The sequence below is a fragment of the Streptomyces sp. ISL-96 genome (assembly GCF_018614035.1).
Classification (GTDB): Bacteria; Actinomycetota; Actinomycetes; order Streptomycetales; family Streptomycetaceae; genus Streptomyces.
On sequence record NZ_JAGGPA010000075.1, the window covers coordinates 46,311 to 72,120 of the forward strand.

Below are 25,810 nucleotides of genomic sequence, written 5' to 3' on the forward strand. Positions count from 1 at the left end.
ACATCAGTCAGGTGTGTACGACGGTGGTGTCGGCCAGTACCGGCGCGTCGTCCCTCTCGACGGCGGTGACCGACACCTGGACGCGCCCCGGCGACTTCCACATCCGCAGGCGCAGGGTCTCGCCGGGGAAGACGACCCCGGCGAAGCGGGTGCTGTACGCGCTCACGCGCGCGACGTCGCCGCCGAGCACGGTGTCGACGACGGCCTTGAGCGTCATGCCGTACGAGCACAGGCCGTGCAGGATCGGCCGGTCGAAACCGGCCAGCTTGGCGAATTCGGGGTCGGCGTGCAGCGGATTCCAGTCGCCGGAGAGGCGGTAGAGCAGCGCCTGGTCCTCGCGCACATGCCGCTCGACCTCCGCGTCCGGCGCGTGGGTGGGCTGCTCGGTGCGGGCGGAGGGGCCGCGCTCGCCGCCGAAGCCGCCTTCGCCGCGTACGAAGATCTGGGTGTCGCTGGTCCACAGCGGTCCGTCGTCGTCGGCGGTCTCGGAGCGCAGCACGATCACCGCCGCCTTGCCCTTGTCGTACACCGCCTGGACCTTGGAGGTCTGTACCGCGTGGCCCGTGACGGGGATCGGGCGGTGCAGCTCGATGCTCTGGCCGCCGTGCAGGACGTGGGCGAGGTTTACCTCGATGCCGGGCGCCGACAGTCCGCCGACGACGGCCATGCCGGCGCCCGCGACGGTGGCGAAGCTCGGCAGGACGTGCAGCCGGGATTCGAGGGTGTAGCGCAGCTCGTCGGGGTCGGTGGCGGGCGTGCCGGCACCGAGGCCGAGGTGGTAGAGCTGGACGTCCTTGTGATCCCAGGCGATCTCGGCGCTGCGGGGTTCGGCTGCGACGGCCTTTGCGGCATCGATGGGCATGGGGATGCTGCTCCTTGATGGATGGAAGACCTCGGTGCGGCCGTCCGCACCGTCGGTCGCACCGAGGTCGTACGGGACCGGCCGCCACCCGCCAGTTCTAGAACGCGTTCTAGGCCGATGGGGCCTATGTATAACGCACCCCCCGGCAGTTGTGAAGACAGCTCGCTGACGCAGCGTCAGATTGCTGACCACTCGGCGCCAGTACATTTGTCCCGGCCGAGTCCGTACAAGCACCCGCAACCGCATGGAGGCGGTACGGGCGGCGCGGCAGCAGGGCTGGCTCCGACCTCCTCGCGCTACGCCTGCGCTTTACGGTGGCGCGGCAGCCAGACCAGCATCAGGACCACCCCCGCGAGCAGCGCCCCGGTCCCCACCCGGAACGCCAGGGCGTACCCGGCCGTCAGGGCCTCCGCGCTCAGCTCGCCACCCGTCCTGGACGCCGCGACCGTCGACAGCACCGCGAGACCCAGCGCGCCGCCCATCGTGCGCGAGGTGTTGATGAGGCCCGACAGGAGCCCGGCGTCGCCCGGTTCGCCGCTCGATGTCGCGAGCGAGGCCAGCGGGGTCGACGCGAGGCCCGCGCCGGCCATCATCACGATGCCCGGGCCGAGGATGGCCGTGAGGTACGCCCCGTCGGCGCTCAGCGTGGACTGCCACGCCATGCCGCCGGCCGCCACCAGGGTGCCGCTGATCGCGACCCGGCGCGCACCGAACCTGGCCATGAAGCGCGGGGCCAGCTTGGAGCCGATGACGATGCTCAGGGAGCTGGGGACGAGGGCGAGCCCGGCACCGAGCGGGGTGTAACCCAGGACGTTCTGGGCGTACAGCGTCATGAAGAACCACATGCAGAACATCGCGGAGCCGTTCACGAACATCGCCGCGTTCGCCGCCGAGACCGCCCGCACCCGGAAGAACTTCAATGGCATCAGCGGCGCCTTGGTCCGCGCCTCCACCGCCACGAACGCGCCGAGGAGCACGAGTCCCGCCGCCAGCGGCAGCAGGGTGGCCGCCGCCGCCCAGCCTTCCGCCTCGGTCTGCACAATCCCGTACGCGAGAGTCGCCAGCCCGGCGGTGACCAGCAGTGCGCCGGGGAGGTCGAGCCGCCGCCCGTCCCTGGCGTGGCTCTCGACGAGCCACAGGGCGGCGCCCGCGAGGACCAGCGCGCCGACCGGCACATTGATGAGCAGCACCCAGCGCCAGGACAGCGCGTCCGTCAGCAGGCCGCCGACGAGCCCGCCCGCGGCGCCGCCGCCCGCACCGACCGCCGACCACGTTCCGATGGCCCGCGTTCTGGCGGGGCCTTCGGGGACGGCGGAGGTGAGGATGGTGAGCGTCGCGGGCGCCAGTACGGCCGCGCCGAGGCCCTGGGCCGCGCGGGCGGCCAGCAGATGCCAGTCGTCCTGGGCGAGCCCGCCGGCCAGGGACGCGGCGGTGAACAGCCCGAGCCCGGTCAGGAAGGTCCGCTTCCGGCCGAAGAGGTCCGCCGCACGGCCGCCGAGGAGCATGAATCCGGCGAAGGCGATCGAGTAGGCGTTGACCACCCATTGCAGACCGATCGCGCTCAGTCCGAGGTCGGCGCGCATCGACGGCAGCGCGACGTTCACGACGGACACGTCGAGGACGACGAGGAACTGGCCCGCGCAGGCGGCGAGTACGACCACCCAGGTGCGTGATGCCTTACGGGCGGCCGGTATTCGGGTTTCGGAGTCCGAAGGGGAGGAAGAGGAAGCTTGGACCATGGGCGTCATGCTCGCAGCATTGGTCTGCCCCGTACATCCGCGTTCCGGCGAACGCCTCAGTCCACCGGACTGATCTCGCTCACCCTGCACTCCTCGACCAGCCTCGCGCGCTCCGGCTTGAGCATGGCGACATCGAACCACCTCACGCCCCCCGCAGCACCGTCACCACCGCCGCCCCGCCCAGCCCGATGTTGTGCGCCAGCCCGACCTGCGCCCCCGTCACCTGCCGCGCCCCCGCCTCTCCCCTCAACTGCCACGTCAGTTCCGCCGCCTGCGCCAGCCCCGTCGCGCCCAGTGGGTGGCCCTTGGAGATCAGCCCGCCCGACGGATTGACGACCCACCGGCCCCCGTACGTCGTCGCCCCGCTCTCCACCAGCTTCCCCGACTCGCCCTCCCCGCACATGCCCAGCGCCTCGTACGTCAGCAACTCATTGACGGAGAAGCAGTCGTGCAGCTCGACGACGTCGACGTCCTCGATGCCGAGCCCGGACGCCTCGTACACCTGCCGCGCGGCGGCCCGCGACATCGGTTTGCCGACGACGTCGATGCAGGAACCGGACGCGAAGGACTGCTCCGTGTCCGTCGTCATCGCCTGGGCGACGATCTCGACGGCCTTGCCGTGCAGGCCGTGCTCGACCAGGAAGCGCTCGGAGACGACCACCGCGGCCGCCGCTCCGTCAGAGGTCGGGGAGCACTGGAGCTTGGTGAGCGGTCGGTGGATGGTCTTCGCGGCGAGGATCTCGTCGACCGTCCACACGTCCTGGAACTGGGCGTTGGGGTTGTCCGCCGAGTGCTTGTGGTTCTTGGCGGCGACGGCCGCGAGCTGCGCCTGCGTCGTGCCGTACCGCTCCATGTGCTCGCGCGCCGCGTTGCCGAAGATCTGCGCGGTGGGCGGGGTCATCTCGAAGCCGTGGGCTGCCGCCATGACGCCGTAGTGGCGCGCGACGGGTGAGGTGGCGAAATCACCGCCGTCCGAACCGCCCCCCAGCGCCCCCCGCTTCATCTTCTCGAAGCCGAGCGCGAGCACGCAGTCGCTGATGCCGCCCTCGACGAACTGCCGAGCCATCATCAGCGCCGTGGAGCCGGTGGCGCAGTTGTTGTTGACGTTGTAGACGGGGACACCGGTCAGGCCTAGTTCGTACGCCGCCCGCTGCCCGGCCGTCGAAGCCTGGAAGCAGTAGCCGGCGACGACCTGCTGCACCTTGTCGTACGAGATCCCGGCGTCTGCCAGCGAGCTGGTACCGGCCTCCTTCGCCATGTCCCAGTACGGCCAGTCGTCCCGGCTCTCCGGCTTCTCGAACTTCGTCATCCCTACACCGACGATGTATGCCTTCATGAGGCGCAGACTAGAACACGTTCCATCCAGGCGGAAGGCCCCAGCGGATTCACCGCGGGGGGCCTTCTCGTGGCCTACCGAAAGCCTGGACCTGACCTCGGGGCTTCACTCCTTGGGAACGGTGCCCACGCATTCAGAGAATGGCTTGGTCCCCACGCATTCAAACAGCGGACCCCACTTGCCGCCTTCGCTGGCGCCCGCAGTTACCGTATCGGCGCACGACGGGTCAGAAAGACCCCAGAGGGATCCCTCCGGCCAACCCGTCTCATTCGTTCGGCTCTCGATCTTCTCGACACAGGACCCGGGCGCCCCGAGGCGCTTTACTTCTTGCAGGAATTCCTGGTACGAGGAATTCTGAGAAGCGCCGTCCAGCTGGTCCACCGTTGCCTGTGCTTCCTTCCGCTCTTCCTCCGGCGCGTCCGGGTTCTGGACTGTCACCAGCGCCTTGGTGCTCTTCTCCACGACCTGCTGGATCACCTTTTGATCCTTCGGATCCTTCGGCTTCGTCTTCGGGTTCTGGATTGCCTTCATCGCCTCGACGGTCTTCTTCACGCCCGTCTCGATCTTCTTCTGCTCCGCCGGAGGCTTCGGCGGACCCTTCGGCTTCGAGAGTGCGACCAGCGCGTCACTGATCAATTCCAGGTTCGCCCTGAAGAACGCCTTGCTCTCCGGCGACGCTTTGGGGTCCTGGACAACGGCCGAGAAGAATGCGAGGTTCTGCGCGATGCCTCTGTGCGCTGCCCGATCAACCGCCGTCCTCTTCGGGTCCTGGGCTATCTTCAACGCTTCGGCCATCCCCGCCACGGCCTTCGTGTAGGTGGCCTTGTCCTCCGCCGACGTATTCACGTCTTCGATCTTGTTCAGCGTTACGCTGAGCTGGTTCAGGACAGTTGTGTACGCGGCCTTGTCCTCGGGCGACGTTGCCGGGTTGTTGATTATCTTCAGCGTCTCGGACACCACCGCATCCAGCTCGGCCTTTACCTGCGCCGGCGCTTTCTCTACCTGCTCCTCCATCTCCTGCTGCTGCTGCGGGTTCACGAACTGCTTCTGGCCGTCCTGCTGCTGCTCCTGCTGCTCCTGCTGCTCCTGCTCCTGCTGCTGCTCCTGCTCCTGCTCCTGCTCTTGCTCCTGCTGCTGCTCCTGCTCCTGCTCCTGCTGGTCCGGTTGCTGCTGCTCCTGCTCCTGCTGATCCGGCTGCTGCTGCTCCTGCTCATCCGGCGGCGGAGGCGGCGGAGGCGGCGGAGGCGGCGGATCAGGTGGCCCCGCCGCCGTAATTTGAGTGACGTCCTCAGGCGCTGCCACAGCAGTGCCCATACCTATCGGCACTGTCAGCGCGGCAGCCAGGCAGACGCGCCAACCATGCGGGAGATCTGTCGCCGGGCGTTTTTGGCCATGAGGAATCCAAGTGCGCTTGCGGTGTGCGGGTATGCCCTTGTGGACTTGGCCCTTAGCGGCCAAGGTCATCGGAGTTCCATAGCTCACCGGTGCACTGGCACTACAAGAACAAGTCTTCGCCTCCTCGCCGCACCTCGCAACTGGGCGCCGTTCCTGATAATCGGCGAGCTCACGCGTCACGCGGCAGGCCCAGGATGCGCTCCGCGACGACATTGAGCTGAACCTGTGTCGTGCCGCCCGCGATCGTCAGGCAACGCGACATCAACAAGCCGTGCACGGCCCGTTCCCCGGCTCCCTCGCGCACCGCGCCCTGCGGGCCGAGCAGACTAGAACACGTTGCAACCTGACGGAAGGTCAGATGGGGCTCGACGAATCGATACAGCTACACCCGATCGAGTGGGACGGACATCGTGGGACATCGGCATGGGCAACGGAGAGAGGGCATCGAAGCCCTCAACGAAACGAACGGAAACCCATGCGTCTTCGCAACACCCTCGTCACCGCCGTCGGCGCCTTCGCGCTCGCACTGACACTGCCCGCCGCCTCGGCCAGTGCGGCCACGGGGCAGTCCCGCTACACCTACGTCAACGAGGAAGGCTATGAGCTTGTCGGCTTCATGAACGCCCCGGAGAGCGAGAGGTGCATCAATCTCGCGGGGCTGAACGATGCGCTCCCGCCCGCGCACTCACCCAAGAACCGCACGGACGCGACCGCGACGGTCTTCCTGAACGCGGACTGCGAGGGTGAGGACTTCTTCACCCTCCGCCCCCACACGGGAGGCGGCAGCGAGCGGCTAAAGGTGCGCTCGGTGGTCTTCTCCTGAGCTTGCCCACGTCCGCCCCCGGCACGACGCGTACCGGGGGCGGACAGATAGCGTCGGCCGACAGAGACGTACTACGCGTACTACACTGAGGCCATGACCCGCTCCGTACCGATAAGAGAACTTAATCAGGACACGGCAGGCGTGATCGCTCGCGTCGAAGCGGGCGAGACGATCACGATCACCCGTAACGGCCGGCCCATTGCCACCCTGGTTCCCCAAGGCGCCGAAGCGGACATTCCGACCTACCCTTTCCGCACCGATCCCATGGGTGAGCTCGATGACCTCCCCGTTTTCCAGGGCCCGGACCTCAGCGATGACGAGATCGAGGACACCTTGAGCGGCATGGGCGGCAGCGTTGACTGATCACGCCATTCCGGTGGCCGTCGCCGACACCAACGCCCTGTTCCGACTGTTCACCACGTCCAGCAAACAGCACAAGGAACACCGCGAGGCGCTCAGCAGGATCGGCCACCTCATCGTCTCGCCGATGGTGCTCGCCGAACTCGACTACCTACTGACCCAGAAGATCAACGCGTCCACGGCCGCGACCGCGCTCGAGTTCATCGCCAAGCGCGCCGACGCGCAGCGCTTCGAAGTGCCTGCCGTGCAGCCTCACCTGCACACAGCCCTCGCCGTCATGAACGGGTACCGGGACCTTGACGGTGGCAGCGGAATCGGCCTGGCGGACGCGATGAATGTGGCCCTGGCGGCGCACTACCGGACGGCGGCCCTCTTCACCTCGGACATCCACTTCCGGATCGTGCGCCCCCTGGACGCGCACGAGTCGTTCCGACTCCTTCCGGAAGATCTCTAGCCCATGCGACCCTCGGCGGCGGCCGTGACGAACGCCGCGAAGGCGGCGGGGGCGACGGCGAAGGCGGGGCCTTCGGGGTTCTTGGAGTCGCGGACGGCGATACGGCAGGGCTGAGCGGCGATCTCGACGCACTCGCCGCCGGTGTCGCCGCTGTACGACGACTTGCGCCAGGCGGCGGCGCCGAGGGGGGCGCACTCGACGCAGTCGCCGCCGGTGTCACCGCTGTACGACGACTTACGCCACCGCGCGCCCGTCAGGTTCTGGATGGTGTCCATAGCGCTCCTCCATTACGCGGGCGATCAGTGCCGCCGAATCCTCCACGGAGAGCGCGGCGGCCTGCAAGTGATCGTAACGGAGCGAACCCTCCCTGAGAGCTTGCGGATTGGCCGTCATGTGGCCCTGGACGAAGTCCTCGGTGTAGACGAGGTCCGGGTCGCCCTCGAACCGAAGGAGGTTGAACGAGCCCATCAGCCCCGCATGGGCGCCCGCCTCGAAAGGCAGGATCTGCACCTTCACCCACTCCCGCCCGCGCAGCCCCAACAAGTGGGCGAGTTGGTTCCGCATGACTCCTGTGCCGCCGATCTCCTGATGCAGGACGGCCTCGCTCAGCACCACCCACATCAGTGGCGGATTGTCGCGGTCCAGAATGCGCTGCCGCTCCATTCGGGCGGCCGTACGAGCATCGAGGTTCTCGCCGGTCCGGGATCCCAGCACCGCCCGCGCGTACGCCTCCGTCTGAAGCAAGCCGTACACCAACTGCGCCTGGAACGTGGAGATGTACGTCGCCCGCGCCTCCATCTCCGCATACGGCTGGAACCAGTGCGGCAACTGACTCCGCAGCACCAGCCCCACCAACCGCGAAAACGTCCCGCCCGTCCCCAGCGCCGCGTCGATCCTTTCCGAGAAGTCGCGCGTCGGCACCTTCCGTGCCGTTTCCACCTGGCCGATGAGCGAGCCCGTACAGAAGACGATGTCCCCGAGCTGCCCCTGCTTGAGCCCTGCCGCCTCTCTCAGGCGGCGCAGTTCGGAGCCGTAGTAGTCCAGCGGCGATGCGCTGGGATCGAGGTCGCGGATATTGACCATGGGACGGTCACCCCCAAGTTCACGCCGTGCGGCGTTCGCTTCGGCCAGTAGCCGAGCGTAATCGCGCCACGCCATCCTGGTGACATGAATCACGTAACTGCCCACTCACCGGCGCAAATTGACGCCAGCTACCGCATGGGCTTCACCGTCGGTGAACACTCAGCGCGACACATGCGGCGCATCGTGCGGACGTTTCTGGCCCGCTGGGACATGGCCGAGCTGAGCGACGCCGCCGAGCTCGCGCTCACCGAGCTCGTCGCCAACGTCGTACGGCACGTGCCCGGCCGCCACTGCACGCTCCTCATCCTGCGGCAGCCGGGCGGACTGCGGGTGGAGGTCACGGACAGGTGCCCCCGCCCGGTGCGCACGATGGGTGGCGGAGGCGACGAGCTCGCCGAGGGCGGGCGGGGGCTGGTGCTGGTGCTGGTGCTGGTGCTGGTCGAGGCCGTGACAGACCGCTGGGGCACGGTGCCGATGCCGGGCAGCAAGACGGTGTGGTTCGAGTGCGACGTGAAGCAATAATGGGCGGCCTGTACGTACCGACCAGTAGGAGAATCCCATGGCCGCCGCCGCGCCCAAGCCCGAGACGCTCGACGCCTTCGCCGCCGCCAAGGGCTTCATGCCGGTACGTGAAGGGCTCGCCCTGTACGCCGCCGCCACCGAGGCCGGGGCGCTCGGGCTGCCGCTGGTGGAGGTCGGTACGTACTGCGGACGCTCCACGATCCTGCTGGCCGACGCCGCCCGCGAGGCCGGGACGGTCGCCGTGACCGTGGACCACCACCGGGGCAGCGAGGAGCAGCAGCCGGGCTGGGAGTACCACGACCCGACGGTCGTGGACCCGGAGGTCGGCCTGATGGACACCCTCCCCACCTTCCGCCGCACCCTGCACAAGGCGGGCCTCGAAGACCACGTGATCGCGGTCGTCGGACGATCGCCGCAGGTCGCGGCCGTGTGGGGCGGCAAGGCCGGGCTCGTCTTCATCGACGGCGGACACACCGACGAGCACGCGAACGGCGACTACGAGGGCTGGGCCCCCCACGTAGCGACCGGTGGGCTGCTCGTCATCCACGACGTCTTCCCTGACCCGGCGGACGGCGGCCAGGCCCCGTACCGAGTGCATCAGCGCGCCCTCGCGTCCGGCGCCTTCACCGAAATCTCGGTGACCGACTCGCTGCGCGTCCTGCGCCGCGTTTCGCCGGGGATCTGACCGGCCCGGATAGCATCGCCAGGTGTCGTACGACAGCCAGCCCCCCGCTTCCCCCACTCCCCCCACCCCTCCTCGCCGCCTCGGCCGCCTCGGCCGCCTCGGCCGCCTCGGCCGCGGGAATGTCACCGTCGCGGTCGCCGCGCTCGTCCCGACCGCCCTGGCGGGCTGGCTCGTGTGGCAGGCGATGAGCGGCCCCGGCGACGGCGAGCCGCCGAAGGTGGTGCCGCTGCCGAGCCAGAGCCGGTCCGCACCGTCGCCCGCCGACGCGAAGCCGTCGGCGCCCACGCCCACGTCGCCCCCCGCGGCAACCGCTTCCCCTTCCGAAACCAAGAAGGACCAGAAGCCGGACGGAACCGGGCCGCTCGCCGGCAAGGTCGTGGTGGTCGACCCCGGCCACAATCCGGGCAATTTCCGCCATACCCGCGAAATCAACAAACTCGTCGATGTCGGCACGCACCGCAAGGAGTGCGACACCACCGGCACGTCGACCAACGGCGGCTACACCGAGGCGTCGTTCACCCTGGACGTCTCGCGCCGCCTGCGCGCCCTCCTCGAACAGCAGGGCGCGACGGTGAAGCTCGTGCAGAACGAGGACCGCCCGTACGGACCCTGCGTGGACGAGCGGGCCCGTATCGGCAACGAGGCGAAGGCCGACGCCGTCGTCTCCGTCCACGCCGACGGCTCGGCGGTCGGCAACCGCGGCTTCCACGTCATCCTGCCCGCCCTGGTGAAGGACGGCGCCGCGGACACCGCGAAGATCGTCGGTCCTTCGCGCGAACTCGGCACGCGCATCGCGGGCAAGTTCGTCCAGGCGACCGGCAGCGCTCCGTCCAACTACGTGGGCGACGGTACGGGGTTGGACGTACGCAAGGACCTCGGCGGCCTCAATCTGTCGACTGTGCCCAAGGTGTTCATCGAATGCGGCAATATGCGTGACCCGAAGGACGCGGCCCTGCTGACGAACGAGGGCTGGCGCCAGAAGGCGGCGCAGGGGATCGCCGACGGCATCGGCAGTTACCTCAAGGGGTAAGGCTGATACCGGGCGGCCGACCCTCGCCGGGGGGACGATACATTCATCCGTACGATGGGGAGCTGCCCCCGAGCTTCACACTGTGCCGCCCCGACGAGACGACCCACTAAGGACCTTCAAAGTGAACATCCGCTCCCTCACTCGAGGCGACGGCGTGGTGATCGGAGCAGCGGTGGTGCTGTTCATCGCCTCGTTCCTCGATTTCAAGTCGTACGACAAGCCGGCTTGCTCGGGCAACTTCTGCCCTCCGGAAGTCGACTCCTTCAACGCCTGGGACAGCCTGGGTCTCCTGATGAGCATCTACCTCGCCGGCGGCATCGCGGCGGCGCTCATCCTGGTCTCCCGTTCGATGCCGCAGCAGCGCAAGATCGCCGGTATCGACCTCGGCCAGTTCGGCGTCGCGTTCGCCGTCTTCGCGGCCTGGACCGCCTTCTGGACGATCATCGACGGCAGCAACTCCGGCCCCGGACAGATCGTCGGCCTGCTCGCGGTACTGATCCTCGCCGCCGGCGCCGTCGCCGCCCCGCTCGTCCCGGCGCTCAAGGCCCCGCTCATGGGCGCCCCGAAGCCGCAGGTCGCGCAGCCGTACGGTGGGCAGCCCGGTCAGCCGGGCCCCGGTGGCTACGGCTACCCCGGAGCCCAGCAGCCGCCCTACGGCGGTCAGCCGGGCCAGCCGCAGCCGTACGGTGCGCAGCCCCAGCCGCAGCAGGGCCAGCCCGCGCAGCAGCAGGCGGCCCCGGCGCAGCAGGCCGCGGCGCCCGCTACCGCCGCCGCCGACTTCGCGCCGTTCTGGTTCGCGGTTCCGGTCGCCCGTCCGCTGTACGCCGAGGACGGTTCGCCGACGCCGATCGCCGAGCTCGCGCCCGGCACCTGGTACCTGGCGGTGGAGCAGCGCGGTCCCGGTCTGGTCGCCCAGACGCAGGACGGCCGCCGCGGAGTCCTTCAGGACACCACCGGCATCCAGCGCGGCTGAGCACAACCGCCACGGCCCCTCGCCCCTTCCGGGCGGGGGGCCGTTGTCGTACAGTCGCCCGGTCACCATGCCCTGACGGATCGTCAGACGGGATCAGCGATGCGCCTCGGACTCGCTCTCGGCTACTGGGGCCGCGGCCCCGCTCCCGCCCATCTCGACCTGGCCCGCGAGGCCGAGCGCCTCGGCTACGACTCCGTGTGGACCGCCGAGGCGTGGGGTTCCGACGCGTTCACCCCGCTCGCCTGGATCGCGGCGCACACCTCACGCATCAGGCTCGGCACCGCCGTGGCACAGATGGCCGCCCGCACGCCCACCGCCACGGCCATGCACGCCCTCACCCTCGACCACCTCTCCGACGGCCGGATGATGCTCGGGCTCGGGCTTTCGGGGCCACAGGTGGTCGAGGGCTGGTACGGGCGGCCGTTCCCCGCCAGCCCGCTGACCGCGACCCGTGAGTACGTCGACGTAATCCGCCAAGTGCTCAGGCGCGAGGCGCCGGTTGAGCTGGACGGCCGGTTCCACCCGCTGCCCTACCGGGGCGCGGACGCCACCGGCACCGGCAAGGCGCTCAAGCCGATCACGCATCCGCTGCGGTCCTCCCTCCCCGTTCTCCTCGGCGCCGAGGGCCCCAGGAACATCGCACAGACGACCCGCATCGCCGACGGCTGGCTCCCGCTCTACTGGTCCCCGATGCGCAGCGACGTCTACGCGGCGTCGCTCGCCACCCTCCCCACCGGCTTCATGATCGCGCCGATGGCCCGGGCGCAGGTCTGCGACGACGTCGCCGAAGGCCTGCTGCCGGTCAAGGCGATGCTCGGCTTCTACATCGGCGGCATGGGCCACGCGGCCCGCAACTTCCACGCCGACCTGATGGCCCGCATGGGCTTCGAGGCGGAGGCCCGCCGCGTCCAGGAGCTGTTCCTCGCGGGCCGCAAGGAGGAGGCGGTCCTGGCGGTCCCCGACGCGTTCGCCGACGAGATCTCCCTGGTCGGCCCGCGCGAGCGCATAGCGGAACGCCTGGAGCTCTGGCGCAAGGGCCCGGTCACCGACCTCCTCATCACCGCCCCGGACCCGCACACCTTGCGTGTACTGGCCGACCTGAACGGCTAAAGCCCGACGCGATGTATATGGCAGGGGTACCATACGCATATGAGCCTCAAGCGGACGACTGTGTACCTCGAAGACGAAGACCTTCGCGCGCTGAAGAACATCGCCTCACTCAAGGGAATAAGCGAGGCCGAACTGATCCGCGAGGGCGTACGTCTCGCCATCGCCCAGAACCGGACCTGGGACGAGCCCGCCGGACTGCCCGTTTTCGACAGCGATGACCCGTCCTTCGCCGAGAACTCGGACAGCCTCCTGCGGGACAGCGGCTTCGGCTCGTGGGACGAGAGGCGTCCGTGATTGTCATCGCCGACACCTCGGGGATCATCGCGTCCATCGACCGGGGCTGCCCCGATCACACGCGCGCCCGTGAGGTCATGGACACCGCAGGACTCGTCGTCATCGCGCCGCTCGTCCTGGCCGAACTCGATCACCTGGTGAGCGGACGCTTCGGGCAGCAAGCTGCGGGCGCCGTGATCGACCAGGTCCTGACCCAGGCGCGCTCGGGCCGGTACCTGATCGGCGAAACGGGCGCCGATGTGCTGTCCGACGCCCGCCTGACCCAGCGGCGGTACCACGATCTCGACCTGGACCTCACCGACGCCGTGATTGCGGTGCTGGCTCGCGAATACGCAACGGACGCTGTTCTCACCCTGGACCGGAAGGACTTCCGCGCCATCCGACCCCTCTCCGCACACGCGGCATTCAGGGTCCTGCCGGACGACCTATAGGGCCGTCTGCGCCCCTTCAGCCCTCATCCGAAGGACGCCCGCGCCAGCCAGAAGTCCAGCAGTTCCGCGTCGCCCAGCACTTCCACCCGGTCGCTGTCGGCGGGCAGCCGCCGGTAGAAGGCCTGGAGTACGTCGGCGAGCGGGCCGCGCAGGGCCACCGTGGCTCTCTCGTGGCCGTGGCGCCAGGTGAAACCGTCCTCGCCGAACTCGATCAGCCACTCCGCGTCGAGCGCGTCGGGCGCGTCCGTCGCGTGGAGGTGGATGGAGCGGCCGGCTCCGCGCAGCTCGTTCGCCTCCTCGTCGGCGCCGGTGGACTGCGACCAGGCGACGATCTCCAGCCACTCGTCGATGGCGTCCGCCGCGACGTCGTGGGCCACCTCGAAGGTGATGCCGGCGGCGATCGCCGCGTCCGCGCGGTGGATCACCGTCTCGTGCGTCATACGGCGCGCCCAGAAAGCGGCGCTGCGGTCCGCGCTCCAGGACCACACCTTGGTCTTCGGCCCGGCCGCCCGCAGCGTATCGGCGGCCTTCTGCGCGCCCTGCGCCAACCACGCGTCCAAAGCGGCCGGTTCGGCGTCGCCGGGGCCGACGAAGTCGGGGACCTCGTCCTCGGGGACGTCCGCGGAAGCCTTCGTCCGTACGATCGTCTCGACCCAGCGGTGCGCACCGCCCACGTGCCGCGCGAGGTGGCCCAAAGTCCACTCGGGGCAGGTCGGCACCTTCGCGCTCAGGTCCGCGCCGACCAGCGTGGCCCTGAGCAGGTCTGTCTGCCGGACGATCTCGTCACAGTAACGGGCGTGTCCCAGATCAATCATTCACGCACTCTACGTTTCAGGTGGCTGAAAACGGCAAGACGTTCGACATGTCCCCGAGTCAGCGCAGCGGAAGTAACCGGGCGGCGACGATCATCATCGTCATCGCCGACATCATGGCCGGAATCATCGGCCTCTGGATCCTGATGTACCTGCTCGACGCGAACCGGGCGAACGACCTGGTGAACTTCCTCCAGGACGCCGCCCGCTGGCTGGCCGGCTGGTCGTGGGACCTGTTCACCTTCGACGAGGCGTGGGCGCGCGTCGTGGCCGGTTACGGTCTGGCGGCGATCGTCTACCTCTTCGCCGGCCACGCGCTCGCGAACGTCCTGCGCCGCCGCTGAGACCGGCGGTCAGCAGCAGTCCGGGTCCAGGCCCAGCGGCAGCCGTTCGCCGCTGAAGACAGCGGTGGTCGCCTCGTCTCCCCCCAGGGCGGCCACCGCCAGCAGCAGCGAACCCGCCGTCCAGGTGGTGAGCTCCTCGGGCCATACGGCCCGGTTGCCCTCGAAGACGTACCCCGTCCAGTACATCCCGCCCGGCGCCCGCAGGTGCTGGATCGACTGCAGGATCTCCAGCGCCCGGTCCGACTCCCCCATCACCCACAGCGCGAGCGCGAGTTCGCAGCTCTCGCCACCCGTCACCCACGGGTTGGGGACGATGCAGCGCACACCCATCCCCGGGACGACGAACCGGTCCCAGTCCGCCTCGATACGCGCCTTGGCGTCCACTCCCGTGATCGCGCTCGTGAGGATCGGGTAGTACCAGTCCATCGAATAGCGGCTCTTGTCCAGGAACCGCTCCGGGTGGCGCTGGATCGCATGCCGCAGCGCACCCACCGCCAGCTCCCAGTCCGGCTGCGGCTCTTCGCGCTGCTCAGCGACGGCGAGCGCGCAGCGCAGTGCCTGGTAAATGGAGGAACTGCCGGTCAGCAGCGCGTCGTTGACGGGCGTACCGTCATCTTCCCGCTTCCAGCCGATCTGGCCGCCCGGCTGCTGGAGCCCCAGCACGAACTCCGTCGCCGCGTAGACAGCCGGCCACATGCGGTCGATGAACGCGTCGTCACCCGTCGCGAGGTAGTGATGCCAGACGCCGACGGCGATGTACGCGCAGAAGTTCGTCTCACGGCCCCGGTCGGTGACCCGCTCCGCGTCCCCGTCGTCGTACGCCGCGTACCAGGAACCGTCCGCGTTCTGGTGCCTGGCCAGCCACTCGTAGGCACGGGCGGCAGCGTCGTGCTCACCGGCCGCGTCGAGCGCCATGGCAGCCTCGGTGTGGTCCCACGGGTCGAGGTGGTGGCCGCGGAACCACGGGATGGCGCCGTCCTCGCGCTGTGCGGCGAGGATGCCGGCCACGGTCTCGGCGGCCTCCTCGGCCGTCAGGACACCGGGCAGGACAAGGTGTTCCGTACGTCCGGGAATGGTCACTTGGCGGCCGCCGCTACCGCTGACGCCGGCAGGTGCGGCTTGGTCGCGTACGCCACGAAGCTCTTGCCGACCACCGGGTTCAGCAGCTGCTCGGCTATCCGCGTCGCGGCGGGCTTCTTCATGATGTCCCAGACCAGCAGCTTGTGGTACGCCCGGACCGGCAGCGCCTTGTCGTTGTCGACACCGAACGCGCACTTCAGCCACCAATAAGGCGAGTGCAGGGCGTGCGCGTGATGCGTGCCGTACGGCTTCAGACCCGCCTCCCGCATCTTGCCGAGCAGCTCATCAGCCTTGTAGATGCGGATGTGGCCGCCCTCGACCTCGTGGTACGCGTCGCTCAGCGCCCAGCAGATCTTCTCCGGCCCGTAGCGCGGCACGGTGACGGCGATGCGCCCGCCCGGCTTCAGTACGCGCACCATTTCGGCCAGCACCCCCTTGTCGTCGGGGATGTGCTCCATGACCTCGGAGATGATCACGACGTCGAAGGAGGCGTCGGGGAAGGGGAGGTTGAGCGCGTCGCCCTCCACGGCGGTGGCGGTGGCGCCCGCCGGGGCCTCACCGGCCTCCTTCATGGCGGCGAACCACTTGGCGACCTCGCGGATCTCCTCGCCGTTCTGGTCGAGGGCCACGACCTGGGCGCCGCGCCGGTAGCACTCGAAGGCGTGCCGGCCCGCGCCGCAGCCCAGGTCGAGTACGCGATCGCCCGCGGCGAGCGGGAAGCGGGAGAAGTCCACGGTCAGCACGGGGTCTGCCCTTCCGGGTGGGGGTGGATTACGGCGCCGGTCCGCCGGGCGCGTATGGCTGGGGCCCCGGGGCGGCCGGGGTGGTGCGGGGGCCGCGTCAACGCACTCTCACCGACCGGGGGGCTCCCCCGCGCACGGCACTGTGGGACGCGATCTGTTCGCGGTAGAGGTCCGCGGTGCCCTGGGCGGCCTTGGCCCAGGTGAAGCGGTCCAGCACGCGGTTACGCCCCGCCGTGCCCAGCCGCCGGCGCAGTTCGGGGTCGCCCAGCAACCTGCCGAGAGCGGCGGCCAGCGCGCCCGCGTCGCCCGGCGGTACGGCGAGGCAGGTCTCGCCGTCCGGTCCCGCGACCTCGGGGATCGCGCCGCCGGTGGTGGCGACGAGCGGGGTGCCGGTGGCCATGGCCTCGGCGGCGGGCAGCGAGAACCCCTCGTACAGGGACGGAACGCATGACGCCTGGGCGCTGCGGACGAGGTCGACGAGCTCCTGGTCGCTTATGCCCTTGACGAACTCGACGGCACTCTGGAGCCCGTACCGCTCGATGGCCTGCGCGACCGGGCCGTCCTCGGCGCGCTTGCCGACGACGACGAGGTGCGCGTCGGGCTGCTCGGTGCGGAGCTTGGCGAGCGCCTCGACGAGGTGGACGAGGCCCTTGAGCGGTACGTCCGCGCTGGACGTCGTCACGATCCGCCCCGGGATCTCGGCGACGCACGGGTCGGGCGACCACAGGCCGGTGTCCGCGCCGATGTGCACGACGCGGATACGGTCCGGGCGTACCCCGAGGTGTTCGACGATCTCCTGCTCGGAGGAGCCGGAGACGGTGAGCACGGAGGGCAGGCGGCGCGCGACGCGCTTCTGCATGCGCGTGAAGCCGTACCAGCGGCGTACGGAGGCGCGCTTGCGGCGGCTGGTCGCGGCGTCGAGGTCGAGCTGCCGGTCGACCGTGATGGGGTGGTGGATGGTGGTGACCAGGGGTGCGCCCAGATCGCCGAGCAGGCCGTAGCCCAGTGTCTGGTTGTCGTGGATGACGTCGAACTCGCCCCGGCGGGCGGCCAGGTGACGCTTGGCGCGGAGCGAGAAGGTGAGGGGCTCGGGGAAGCCGCCGGTCCACATCGTCGCGACTTCGAGGGCGTCGATCCAGTCGCGGTACTCGTCGCGCCGCGGAGTCCGGAAGGGGTCGGGGCTGCGGTACAGGTCGAGGCTGGCCAGTTCGGTGAGCGGCACGCCCTCGTCGAGTACGGGGTAGGGCTGGGAGCCGAGGACTTCGACGCTGTGGCCGAGGCGGGCGAGCTCGCGCGAGAGGTGACGTATGTAGACGCCTTGGCCTCCGCAGAACGGGTTGCCCTTGTACGTCAGGAGCGCGATGCGCAGCGGGCGGTCGCCCTGGACGGGGTCCCCCGCGTGGGGGCTCGCCTCTACGGCCTCAGCGGTCACTCTCGGCCCCCTTCATCACTGCTCTTTCACCGGAGCGTAGCCGCTGGCGTTAACCTAGAACAAGTTTCAGTCTCGATCGCTCGACACGCATCCGACGAGCTCTGAATCTACCGGCAGGTAGCGCAACCGTAAGCGGCCGGATCAGGTGATTCGCGCCACGACAGGTGCCCTGCCATGCTGTGCCACCCGGGGGCCCCGGCCCTCCACACCCGGCGTACGGACAAATGCCATGGAATGGGACGCATGACAGCGGAAGTCAACCCGGTCAACCTCTCGTCGCCGCCCCTGACGGAACGCCAGGAGGCGCGCCGCCGCCGGATCCTGCACGCCAGCGCACAGTTGGCCAGCCGGGGCGGCTTCGACGCGGTGCAGATGCGCGAGGTCGCCGAGGCCGCCGGCGTCGCGCTGGGCACGCTGTACCGCTACTTCCCCTCCAAGGTCCACCTGCTGGTCGCCACCATGCAGGACCAGCTCCAGCACATGCACACCACGCTCCGCAAGCGGCCGCCGGCCGGCGAGAGCGCGTCCGAGCGGGTCGCCGAGACCCTGATGCGCGCCTTCCGGGCCCTTCAGCGGGAACCGCAGCTGGCGGACGCGATGGTACGGGCCCTGACGTTCGCGGACCGCAGCGTCAGTCCCGAGGTGGACACGGTTTCCCGCCAGACGACGGCCATCATCCTGGACGCGATGGACCTGAAGGGCTCACCGACCCCGGAGCAGCTGTCGGCGGTCAGGGTCATCGAGCACACCTGGCACTCGGCGCTGATCACGTGGCTTTCCGGCCGGGCGTCGATCGCCCAGGTGAAGATCGACATCGAGACGGTCTGCCGCCTGATCGACCTGACGGATCCGGGTTACCCCGAGTAACAGGCGCGCGTGCGCCCGCCGTGCGCTCGATGTGCCCCTCTCGCGCTCCCCAATGGCTCAATTCCATACCCTTCGCACCGGCTGTCCCGGGTACTAATGAGCGACGTGCCATGTTCATGCAACGCACCACAGCGGGACCCAGGGGAGCAGGTAGTGACCCGCATGATTCGCGTTCTTCTCGTGCACGACATCTGTCTGATGCGGTCAGGACTGGCCGCACTGCTCGAAAAGGAGCACGACATCGACATATCCACCAGCACATCGGTGGGAGCGTCGGCGGCGGCGCGGTCGTTAGAGCCGCGCGTGTGCGTCGTCGACGCGGAAGGGCCGGGATCGTCGGCCCTCGACGCCGCCGTGGAGGCATCACGCGCCCGTGACACGTATCCGGGCTGCTCGCTGCTGGCCCTCGTCCCCGCCGGCAAGCCGGGACTGCTGCGCCGCGCGTACGAGGCGCGGGCTCTGGGGTACGTCAGCAAGGAGGCCCCCACGAGCCGGCTCCTTGAGGGGATACGGCTGGTGGCGTCGGGGAAACGTTTCGTCGACGACTCCCTCTCGTACGAGTTCCTGGAGGCCGCCCAGAGCCCGCTCACCACGCGTGAGTTGAGCGTGCTGTCACTCGCCGCCGAGGGGGCGGGCGTCACGGAGATCGCCCACAGCCTGCATCTGACCAACGGGACTGTGCGCAACTACATGGCCGCCATCACCCGTAAGACCGGGGCCCGCAACCGGGTGGACGCCATTCGCATCTCCCAGGGCGCCGGCTGGCTCTGACCAGCCGCCGGCCAGGTCGCGGTAGAGCGCGGAGCGCCGGATCAGCTCGTCGTGAGTGCCGCAGAGCGCGTGCGTACCGTCCATCACGAGCACGCGGTCGGCGCGGCGGGCGGAGCTGATCCGGTGAGCGACGACGACCAGCGTGGTGCCCGGGCGCTCCGCGAAGGCCCGCTCGGCGCGGGCCTCGGCGGCGGGATCCAGATGGCAGGTCGCCTCGTCGAGCAGGACGACGGGCACGGGTGCCAGGTGGGCGCGGGCCAGGGCGATCAACTGCCGCTCCCCCGCCGAGAGTCCGGAGGGGACCACGGCGGCGTCCGGGCCGCCGAGCCGCAGGAGCAGCTCGTACGCCCCGACAGCGCGGGCCGAGGCGAGCACGGCGGCATCGGGCGGCGGGTCCGGGCACAGATAGGTCAGGTTGTCACGGAGGCTGCCGGAGAAGACGTACGCCTCCTGCGGCACCAGGACCCGTCGGCGCGTGCCGCCGCCGTGCACCGGCTCTCCACAGAGCAGGACCTCGCCGCGGTCGGGGACGAGCAGACCCGCGACGAGGGCGGTCAGCGTGGACTTGCCGATGCCGCTGGGGCCGACGACCGTGAGATGGCCACCGGCCGGGACGGTTACGTCCAGCCCCTGGAACACCGGCTCGGCATGCGGCCCGTACGCGAAGGTCACCCCACGCAGCTCCACCGCGGCCCGGGCGCGCGCGGGGGTGGTGGGGTGGGGCGGTTCGTTCCGCTCAACGCCCGAAACGCGCTCGGCGTTCGAAGGGCGCCGGGTCTCAGACGAGCCAAGCCCCGGAGCCGTGAGGCGGCGGAGGACCACCGCCAGGCGGGAGCCCGCTGTGCCCAGGGCCTGCATCAGGCTCTGGAGGGCGGGCAGCAGGGCGTACATCAGGTACGTGAGGGCCCCCACCAGGTCGCCGGGCGTGACCCCCCGGCCGAGCAGCCAGGGGGCGGTGACCAGCAGCAGGACGACGGGCAGCCGGCCGCCGACCGCCACCGCGAGCACCCGCAGTACACCCCAGCGGGCCAGGGTCCGCGCGGCGCGGAACTCGTCGGCGAACCGGTCGTCGGCCTCGTCGGCCGTCCGCTCCTGTGCCCCCGCCGCGGTGATGTCCCGCAGCCCGGCCGCCGTCGCGTCCAGGCTGCGCGCGACCGCCTCGTCGGCGGCGAGGAACGTCTCCTGGCGGCGGGCCATCGGCCGCAGCGTCACCAGGAACAGGCCAAGTCCCAGGATGAGCGGCGGCACCACGACGAGGAGTAGGACCGGCGCCAGGGAGGCGAGACCGGCCAGCGCCCCGGCCGCCGTGAAGACGAACGACCGGGAGACCATCACCAGCCCGGCGAACGTGTCCCTGGCGATCTCCACCTGATGCGTGAGCCGGGACACCGCCCCATGGTCGGCGTCCCGCAGCGCGCCGGCCACGACTCGGCGTACCAGGCCGTCGCGCAACGGCTCCACCAGCGCGGACACGGCCCGGAAGACCCGCCCGGTGCCGTACGCTCCGGCCGCGACGGCCACCGCGGCGACCGCCAGCCAGCCGAGCCCGACGGCCGGCCGGGCCGCCAGGAAGCCGTGGTCGAGGGCGCGGGCGAGGGCGTACCCGAAGAGGAACGTCTGCGCGGCTTCGAGCAGCGACCAGCCCGCCAGCGCGAACAGCACGGGCCGCCGCCGGCTCAGGAAGCGCAGGCCTTCGGCGCGCAGCCGGGGGGTGTCGGTCGGGGTGCCGTTCGTGGCGTCAACCGTCATTGTTCGCCCCGCCGGTTCCGCCCGTTTCACCCGTTCCGTCTATTCCGTCTATTCCGTCGGCGAAGACCGCCCGGTAGTCGTCCAGTTGCCAGAGCCGCGCGTGCGGTCCGACCGCGCGGATGCGGCCCTCGTGGAGCCAGGCGACCTGGTCGGCGCGAGCCGCCGTCGAGGCCCGGTGCGCGATGAGCAGACGGGTGCCGGCCCCAGCGTCACGGGTGAGGGCTTCGCCGATCCGCAGCTCGGTGACCGTGTCGAGGCTGGAGGTCGCGTCGTCGAGGATCAGCAGCCGCACCGGGTGCGCGAACGCCCTTGCCAGGCCCAGGCGCTGGGCCTCGCCGCCGGAGAGCGGAGCCTGCGCGCACGGGGTGTCGTAGCCGTGCGGCAGGCGGCGTACGAAGGTGTCGGCGCAGGCCGCCGAGGCCGCCTTCCGTACGGCCGGCGCGTCCGGTTCGTATCCGCCGAATGCGATGGTCCCGCCTATCGTGCCGCCCAGCAGCGCGGGCCGCTCGAAGGCGTACCCGACCGCGCGGCGCAGGACGTCGTGGGGCAGCTCGCTCAACGGGACGCCGTCGAGCGTGACCGTTCCCGCGTCGGGGTCGGCGAGGCGGCCCGCGACCGTGGCGAGGGTGGACTTGCCGGATCCGGAGCGGCCCACGAGGGCCAGCGAGGTGCCGCCGGGGAGGGTGAGGTCGAGGCCGTCCAGGACCGTGCGGTCCCCGCGGGCGACCGTGATGCCTCGCAGTTCCAGGGTGCCGTCGCCGGGGGGCAGGTGCGCCCGGCCGTACGCGGTGGCCGGTACGGCGAACAGTCCGGCGAGGCGGCGGGCCGCGCCCCGGCTGCGCACCAGGCCGTTCAGCCGCCCGACCAGCATGCCGATTCCGGTCGCGAGCGCGGCGTACCGGGCCGCCGCGAGGAGTCCGCCCACCGAGAGCTCGCCCGCCGCGAGGCGGGTTCCGGCCACCGCGAGTACGGCGATCTGGAGCAGCGGCACGACCACGGCGGCCTGCGCGGTGGAACGCCCCTGCACTCGCCACATCCGGTAGCCCTGGGCGCTGAGCCCGGCCAGTGGCTCCAGGATGCGGGCCTGTTCGCGCCGGGCCGTGCCCGCGGCCGCGATCGTACGGGCGCCGCCCACCGCTTCCACGAGCCGTGTGGCGATCTCGCCCTGGCTCTCCTGGTAGCGCGCGACGCTGTCGCCGGACTCGCGTACGAAGGCTTTCAGCAGCAGGAAGAGCAGTGGCATGCCGACGAGAAAGGCCCCGGCCGTCCACAGGTCGACGATCGCGAGGGCGATCAGTCCTCCGACGGGTGTCACGACGGCGGCGACCGTGCCCGCGAGTGCGGCCGGGGCGCCGCCCGCGTGGGCCGCGTTGCCGACCAGGCGGGCCACGATGTCGCCGGGCGGGACCCGGTCCGTGCAGCGCGGCCCGGCGGCCAGCACGTGTCCGAGCAGCCGGCGGCGGAACCAGGCTGTGGAGCGGGCGTTGGTGGTGCCGGTCAGCAGCCCGTCGAGTGCGTCGAGGATCACGAGCAAGCAGGTGAGGGCCGCGCAGGCGGTGAGCCAGGCGGTGGCGGGACGCCCCGAGAGCAGCAGGTCGAGGGTGTGGCCGAGCAGGGCGGGCAGCGCCAGACCGGCCGCGGCGCCCGCCGTGCTGAGGACCAGGATCGCCGTTCCGGGGAGCGCGCTGTGCCGGAGGGAGTCGCGCAGCAGCCGGTCGGCCAGGCGGCGTTGGTCACGGCCTTCGTCCATGCGCGCTCGAATTCCCTCGTCTTCGTACGGGGAGCTTTACGGCCCCGGGAGGCAGGCGGTGCCGCCCGGGGCCGTATCTCCGTCAGAACACCTCGGAGACCGACGTCACGAAGACGTCACAGAAGACGTCACAGACACAGCAGGAAGCTGTTGGAGCTGTGCTTGTCGCACGCCAGCAGGCTCAGGCTGCTCTGGTCGCCGCCGCCGGTGCTCTCGGGGGTCTCAAGGCTCTGAAGGTCGAGAAGTGCCATGGTGGTTCCCTTCGGTTGTCCGTTCCCGTGGGGACGGGGTTTCTTTGTGCGGTACGGCTCCGGGTCGGAACCGGACCGGTTCTAGGGCCGCCGGAGCGGCGGGAGGAAGGGCAGGTGCGCGCCGGTGCCCCGCGCCGCCGCCACGGCGAGGAGTACGCCTGCGCCGCCGGTGCCGAGGTCCATGGACAGGCGCATCATCTGGTCGCCGGGGAAGGCGAGCCGCCCTTCGTAGGGCAGGGCGTACCAGCCGAGGCCGTCGAGCTGGGCGGCGAGGTGGCCGGGTGCCGCCTCCGGTGCGGTGGTCCTCGCCAGGTGGAGGACCATGCCGGCCCGCCCGTTGAACAGCCCGGGCTGGGCGTAGTAGCGCGACCGGGCGGCCCGCACGATGCCGGCTCGCGCCGCCTCGAACTCCTCGTCCGCGCGGTGCGCGAGGAAGTCGTCGATCACCATGCCGATGCCGACGGATCCGGCCCCGAGGTAGGGCATGGTGCGCGTCCCCTCGTCGACGAGCAGCGTGCCCGCGCTGTTGCGGACACAGCGCGCGAGGTCGGCGCGCAGCGCGTCGGCGGCCAGGTCGAGGAGCTGCGGGGCGCCCGTGTCCTCGTACAGCCGCAGGAAGAGCAGGGCGGGGCCGGTGGCGCCGTGCAGCAGCCCGGCGCGTTTGCCGGTCTTCGACTGCTGCTGGTCGGCGAGCAGTTGGGCCGCTGTCAGTGCCTGCTCCCGGAGGGTGGTTTCCCCGGAGGTGCGCGACAGTTCGGCGAGTACGAGACCGATACCGGCGAGCCCCCCGTACAGCCCGGGAACCAGTCTCTGCCACTTCTCGTCCAGCACCCGCTGGACAAGTTCCAGTGCGCGTTCGCGGTGGCCGAGGCCGTCGAGGACGTGGGCGACGCCCGTCAGTCCGTCGTAGAGGCCGAGCGGTGTGCCGAGCGGCGGCGGGGCGGTCTGCCGCAGCAGCCATTCCTCGCCCTGCTCGTACCGTGGCAGACCGGCCTGGCCGAACGCGTGGAGCACCCCGGCGGCGCCGTGGGCGATGCCGAGTCCGCCCCCGTCCGCGAACTGGGCGATGTCGCCGGGGAAGATCCGGTCGTCGCGTCCGGGGCTGGCCGAGGCCAGGATGCCCGCGGCGATCGAGTCACGGCTGCGCGGCCAGTCGGTGGGCTCCGCCGGGACGTACGGCTCGGTCGGCACGTACGGCTCGGTCGGTGCCCGGTCGGGGCGGTCCGTACCGCAGATCACCTCGGTCGCCGCGTCCAGGAACTCCTGCGGTACGTCCGGGAACTGGCGCGCCACGATCTGCGCCAGATGGTGCGCCTTGTCGCGGTCGACGACCAGCAGGGTCGTCATCGGCAGGAAGAGCGCCAGCCGCAGACACGCGAGGGCGTAGAGGTCCACGTCGAAGCCGGTGCGTTCGCGGGGCGCGATGAAGCCGGGGTGCGCGATGGCCTGGCGGTGGTTCTCGTCGACGTGCGCGGCGGCCTCGAAGTCCAGCAGGCGTACGGACTCCTCGTTCGGCCCGACCATGATGTTGAACATGTGCAGGTCGTTGAAGACGACCCCCCGGCCGTGGACGGCGGTGACCGCCTCCTCGACGGCGCGGTGGATGCGCAGCACCCAGCGGGTGTAGTCGGCGACGGCGGCCGGGTCCGGCTCGGGTTCGAGCAGCGGATGGCGCTGTGCGAAGAAGGAGTTGAGGGTGCGGCCGGGCAGGTGGTCCATCACCAGGAAGCTGTGGTCGCCGAGCATGAACCAGTCGCGGGCCTCGGGGGCGACGCCGAGCCCGGACAGCCGTTCCAGCGCGGCCCGCTCCCGCTCCAGGCGGGTTACGGCGTCGGCCCGGTCGGCGGCGAGTCCGGCATGCGGCCGCGCCTCCTTGAGGACCACTTTCTCGCCGCTGCGCAGGTCCTCGCCGAGGTAGACACCGCCGCCGTTGGAGAAGTGCAGGGCGCTCTCGATGCGGTACGGCAGGTCGTTGGTGGTGGTGGCGTTTCTGGCCGCGAGGTGCGGCTCCAGGAACGCCGGAAGCTCCACCCACTCGGGCACGTGGAAGGCCGGCTCACGCAGGTCCGGGACGAGAGTGCCTTCCGGGTTCTCGATCGCGGGGACGAGGGTGCCGGTGGCGTCGACGCAGTAACGGTGCGCGAATCCGCCGTAGCGGACGTACAGCGGGCCGTTGCCCCAGCGCAGGTCGGTGAGGATGTACGGTCCGGGCTCCCCGTCGAGCAGGTCGCCCAGCTCGCGGAGTATGAGGTGGAGTTCCTTCTCGTCGGTGGGGTAGAGCGTGGCGAACTTGCCGCTGGAGCCGCGACCCGCGTACTTGGAGTTGCGCAGGTGGAGCGGCTGCGGACCCGGTACGAACTTGAACGGGACGCCGCGCGGGACGCAGTAGTCCCACACCTTGGCCGCCGTCTTCTCCGCGTTGTCGAGGCAGGCCGAGACATGGATCTTCCAGCCCTGCGTCGGCCGGCCGGGCAGCGGCGCGCCCCCGGCGTCGACCGGGTTGATGTGCATCCAGTCGCCGGACACGAACCGGCGCCAGCCGTCCGGGAGTTCACGCTGGGCTGCTTCGAAGAGCGGCACCGATGACGCCTGTCCGCGGTTGCCCGAGGACAGCCGGTCCGGAGTCTCGTAGAACTGTCTGTCGGCGAGGCAGAAGACCTCGTACCGGTTGTCCATGGGTCCCCCCTCGGCTGCGGTCACGTCGAGATTTCCACGCAGCCGCGGGGAAGAACAGTCACACCTGTCACGTCGTGACTGTGCGGTACTCATAGGTAAAGAACCGTTCGCACGCGTTCGAGCGAACTCGCTGCGGTGCGGTGGGCTGCGGGGCGGTTGCGGGGCCTTCGGGGTCGGTGCCGCGCCGGGGCGTCTCCTCGGTCGTCGAACACCGAGCCACTGCGATTTCTTCACGGCG

The 25,810-nt window shown here is 70.4% G+C and carries 27 protein-coding genes and 1 pseudogene; 13 read left to right on the top strand and 15 right to left on the bottom strand.

Annotated elements, in window-relative coordinates; genetic code table 11:
* Positions 1–7 precede the first annotated feature (7 nt).
* The 5 genes from J7E96_RS33785 to J7E96_RS33805 form a co-directional block, all read right to left on the bottom strand.
* On the bottom strand, positions 8–862 hold the full coding sequence (locus J7E96_RS33785; RefSeq protein ID WP_215137186.1) for a MaoC/PaaZ C-terminal domain-containing protein: 855 nt from the start codon (positions 860–862) through the stop codon (positions 8–10).
* 296 nt (positions 863–1,158) lie between these two features.
* Complete coding sequence (locus tag J7E96_RS33790; RefSeq protein ID WP_215137188.1) at positions 1,159–2,610, bottom strand: MFS transporter; 1,452 nt, start codon at positions 2,608–2,610, stop codon at positions 1,159–1,161.
* 133 nt (positions 2,611–2,743) lie between these two features.
* Positions 2,744–3,937 carry a lipid-transfer protein gene (locus J7E96_RS33795; RefSeq protein ID WP_215137190.1) on the bottom strand — a complete coding sequence of 398 codons (1,194 nt, stop codon included), beginning with the start codon at positions 3,935–3,937 and terminating at the stop codon, positions 2,744–2,746.
* A 105-nt stretch (positions 3,938–4,042) separates the two neighbouring features.
* On the bottom strand, positions 4,043–5,251 hold the full coding sequence (locus tag J7E96_RS33800; RefSeq protein WP_215137192.1) for a hypothetical protein: 1,209 nt from the start codon (positions 5,249–5,251) through the stop codon (positions 4,043–4,045).
* Between the two features lie 250 nt (positions 5,252–5,501).
* Entirely contained in the window at positions 5,502–5,714 is a 213-nt protein-coding gene (locus J7E96_RS33805; protein ID WP_308296262.1) for an acyl-CoA dehydrogenase family protein, read from the bottom strand.
* A 93-nt stretch (positions 5,715–5,807) separates the two neighbouring features.
* Between J7E96_RS33805 and J7E96_RS33810 the strand changes: the two genes are divergently transcribed.
* From J7E96_RS33810 to J7E96_RS33820, 3 genes are all read left to right on the top strand, one after another.
* The gene (locus J7E96_RS33810; protein ID WP_215137194.1) at positions 5,808–6,155 is read left to right on the top strand and encodes a hypothetical protein; all 348 of its coding nucleotides are present in this window, start codon (positions 5,808–5,810) and stop codon (positions 6,153–6,155) included.
* Between the two features lie 93 nt (positions 6,156–6,248).
* Positions 6,249–6,518 carry a type II toxin-antitoxin system Phd/YefM family antitoxin gene (locus J7E96_RS33815; protein ID WP_215137196.1) on the top strand — a complete coding sequence of 90 codons (270 nt, stop codon included), beginning with the start codon at positions 6,249–6,251 and terminating at the stop codon, positions 6,516–6,518.
* Positions 6,511–6,969 carry a PIN domain-containing protein gene (locus J7E96_RS33820; RefSeq protein ID WP_215137197.1) on the top strand — a complete coding sequence of 153 codons (459 nt, stop codon included), beginning with the start codon at positions 6,511–6,513 and terminating at the stop codon, positions 6,967–6,969. The genes J7E96_RS33815 and J7E96_RS33820 overlap by 8 nt, the downstream gene beginning before the upstream one ends.
* On the opposite strand, the gene J7E96_RS33825 is transcribed toward J7E96_RS33820, so the two are convergent.
* Together J7E96_RS33825 and J7E96_RS33830 are read right to left on the bottom strand one after the other, a co-directional pair.
* Positions 6,966–7,244 (bottom strand): DUF397 domain-containing protein, encoded by a 279-nt coding sequence (locus J7E96_RS33825; RefSeq protein WP_215137199.1) that lies wholly within the window; start codon positions 7,242–7,244, stop codon positions 6,966–6,968. The genes J7E96_RS33820 and J7E96_RS33825 overlap by 4 nt on opposite strands.
* Entirely contained in the window at positions 7,204–8,052 is an 849-nt protein-coding gene (locus tag J7E96_RS33830) for a helix-turn-helix transcriptional regulator (protein ID WP_215137201.1), read from the bottom strand. Before J7E96_RS33830 ends, J7E96_RS33825 begins: the two co-directional genes overlap by 41 nt.
* 84 nt (positions 8,053–8,136) lie before the next feature.
* Here J7E96_RS33830 and J7E96_RS33835 point away from each other — a divergent pair, with 84 nt between their 5' ends.
* The 7 genes from J7E96_RS33835 (at position 8,137) to J7E96_RS33865 (ending at position 13,097) form a co-directional block, all read left to right on the top strand.
* On the top strand, positions 8,137–8,574 hold the full coding sequence (locus tag J7E96_RS33835) for an ATP-binding protein (protein ID WP_251070819.1): 438 nt from the start codon (positions 8,137–8,139) through the stop codon (positions 8,572–8,574).
* 37 nt (positions 8,575–8,611) lie between these two features.
* Positions 8,612–9,259, top strand: a complete 648-nt coding sequence (locus J7E96_RS33840) for a class I SAM-dependent methyltransferase (protein ID WP_215137203.1) — start codon at positions 8,612–8,614, stop codon at positions 9,257–9,259.
* A 22-nt stretch (positions 9,260–9,281) separates the two neighbouring features.
* Positions 9,282–10,289, top strand: coding sequence for an N-acetylmuramoyl-L-alanine amidase (locus J7E96_RS33845; protein WP_308296260.1), 1,008 nt, complete (start codon positions 9,282–9,284; stop codon positions 10,287–10,289).
* 121 nt (positions 10,290–10,410) lie between these two features.
* A complete protein-coding gene (locus J7E96_RS33850; protein ID WP_215137205.1) occupies positions 10,411–11,262 on the top strand; it encodes a DUF5336 domain-containing protein in 852 nt (283 codons plus the stop codon).
* 99 nt (positions 11,263–11,361) lie between these two features.
* The gene (locus J7E96_RS33855) at positions 11,362–12,372 is read left to right on the top strand and encodes an LLM class F420-dependent oxidoreductase (RefSeq protein ID WP_215137207.1); all 1,011 of its coding nucleotides are present in this window, start codon (positions 11,362–11,364) and stop codon (positions 12,370–12,372) included.
* Between the two features lie 39 nt (positions 12,373–12,411).
* On the top strand, positions 12,412–12,666 hold the full coding sequence (locus tag J7E96_RS33860) for a CopG family transcriptional regulator (protein ID WP_215137209.1): 255 nt from the start codon (positions 12,412–12,414) through the stop codon (positions 12,664–12,666).
* The gene (locus J7E96_RS33865) at positions 12,663–13,097 is read left to right on the top strand and encodes a PIN domain-containing protein (protein WP_215137211.1); all 435 of its coding nucleotides are present in this window, start codon (positions 12,663–12,665) and stop codon (positions 13,095–13,097) included. Before J7E96_RS33860 ends, J7E96_RS33865 begins: the two co-directional genes overlap by 4 nt.
* Before the next feature lie 23 nt (positions 13,098–13,120).
* On the opposite strand, the gene J7E96_RS33870 is transcribed toward J7E96_RS33865, so the two are convergent.
* On the bottom strand, positions 13,121–13,912 hold the full coding sequence (locus tag J7E96_RS33870; RefSeq protein ID WP_215137213.1) for a maleylpyruvate isomerase family mycothiol-dependent enzyme: 792 nt from the start codon (positions 13,910–13,912) through the stop codon (positions 13,121–13,123).
* Positions 13,913–13,959: 47 nt separating this feature from the next.
* Between J7E96_RS33870 and J7E96_RS33875 the strand changes: the two genes are divergently transcribed.
* Positions 13,960–14,253: a hypothetical protein gene (locus J7E96_RS33875; protein ID WP_215137258.1), complete on the top strand. Its 294-nt coding sequence runs from the start codon at positions 13,960–13,962 to the stop codon at positions 14,251–14,253.
* Between the two features lie 9 nt (positions 14,254–14,262).
* Here the strand turns inward: J7E96_RS33875 and J7E96_RS33880 are convergent, their stop codons facing one another.
* The 3 genes from J7E96_RS33880 to J7E96_RS33890 all read right to left on the bottom strand — a co-directional run bounded on the left by J7E96_RS33880 (position 14,263) and on the right by J7E96_RS33890 (position 17,508).
* Entirely contained in the window at positions 14,263–15,333 is a 1,071-nt protein-coding gene (locus tag J7E96_RS33880; protein WP_215137214.1) for a prenyltransferase, read from the bottom strand.
* Complete coding sequence (locus tag J7E96_RS33885; protein ID WP_215137216.1) at positions 15,330–16,076, bottom strand: class I SAM-dependent methyltransferase; 747 nt, start codon at positions 16,074–16,076, stop codon at positions 15,330–15,332. Before J7E96_RS33885 ends, J7E96_RS33880 begins: the two co-directional genes overlap by 4 nt.
* A gap of 97 nt (positions 16,077–16,173) precedes the next feature.
* Complete coding sequence (locus J7E96_RS33890) at positions 16,174–17,508, bottom strand: glycosyltransferase family 4 protein (protein WP_215137217.1); 1,335 nt, start codon at positions 17,506–17,508, stop codon at positions 16,174–16,176.
* 243 nt (positions 17,509–17,751) lie between these two features.
* Between J7E96_RS33890 and J7E96_RS33895 the strand changes: the two genes are divergently transcribed.
* Together J7E96_RS33895 and J7E96_RS37940 are read left to right on the top strand one after the other, a co-directional pair.
* A complete protein-coding gene (locus J7E96_RS33895; protein WP_215137219.1) occupies positions 17,752–18,375 on the top strand; it encodes a TetR family transcriptional regulator in 624 nt (207 codons plus the stop codon).
* 198 nt (positions 18,376–18,573) lie between these two features.
* Positions 18,574–19,062, top strand: a pseudogene (locus J7E96_RS37940) (LuxR C-terminal-related transcriptional regulator); the annotation flags it as partial.
* On the opposite strand, the gene J7E96_RS33900 reads toward J7E96_RS37940, so the two are convergent.
* The 4 genes from J7E96_RS33900 to lanKC all read right to left on the bottom strand — a co-directional run bounded on the left by J7E96_RS33900 (position 18,988) and on the right by lanKC (position 25,572).
* On the bottom strand, positions 18,988–20,895 hold the full coding sequence (locus tag J7E96_RS33900; protein ID WP_215137221.1) for an ABC transporter ATP-binding protein: 1,908 nt from the start codon (positions 20,893–20,895) through the stop codon (positions 18,988–18,990). The pseudogene J7E96_RS37940 and the gene J7E96_RS33900 overlap by 75 nt on opposite strands.
* The gene (locus J7E96_RS33905; RefSeq protein ID WP_215137223.1) at positions 20,885–22,645 is read right to left on the bottom strand and encodes an ABC transporter ATP-binding protein; all 1,761 of its coding nucleotides are present in this window, start codon (positions 22,643–22,645) and stop codon (positions 20,885–20,887) included. The genes J7E96_RS33900 and J7E96_RS33905 overlap by 11 nt, the downstream gene beginning before the upstream one ends.
* 128 nt (positions 22,646–22,773) lie before the next feature.
* Positions 22,774–22,896 carry a SapB/AmfS family lanthipeptide gene (locus J7E96_RS33910; RefSeq protein ID WP_215137225.1) on the bottom strand — a complete coding sequence of 41 codons (123 nt, stop codon included), beginning with the start codon at positions 22,894–22,896 and terminating at the stop codon, positions 22,774–22,776.
* Between the two features lie 81 nt (positions 22,897–22,977).
* Positions 22,978–25,572, bottom strand: a complete 2,595-nt coding sequence (lanKC, locus tag J7E96_RS33915) for a class III lanthionine synthetase LanKC (RefSeq protein WP_215137260.1) — start codon at positions 25,570–25,572, stop codon at positions 22,978–22,980.
* Positions 25,573–25,810 lie beyond the last annotated feature (238 nt).